The sequence below is a fragment of the Pseudomonas sp. HY7a-MNA-CIBAN-0227 genome (genome assembly GCF_040310325.1).
GTDB lineage: Bacteria > Pseudomonadota > Gammaproteobacteria > Pseudomonadales > Pseudomonadaceae > Aquipseudomonas.
Genome location: NZ_JBEOPT010000118.1, coordinates 1 through 276, shown reverse-complemented (window position 1 = coordinate 276; position 276 = coordinate 1). Strand labels below are relative to the sequence as shown.

The window sequence follows — 276 nt, the reverse complement described above, 5'->3', positions numbered from 1 at the left end:
CCTACGCTCCGCAAAAACTCAACGGTCGATTGTCGCTACATTATCAACAAAAAAACAGTGCAGGTAACTTAGAGATTGACGCGGATCTACGTCAGCGTGATGGCGAACATGTTAATGCCAATATTGCACGTGGTAAAACCTCTGCGAAGGTTAAACAGGTAGCGCCTTGGTATATCGATGCCACTTGGCAAAATCTGATCCGTCGTAATGTTCCGAATATTGGTAATATCGATAGTCCTAGTGGTCAAGCTGATGTCATCGTGCGCGGTTCGACCC

Annotated in this window: 1 protein-coding gene; it reads left to right on the top strand. The window is 46.4% G+C overall.

The features are described 5' to 3' along the window. Nucleotides 1-276 (top strand): hypothetical protein (locus AAEZ06_RS27225; RefSeq protein ID WP_350617201.1); only part of this gene is annotated, 276 nt, incomplete at both ends.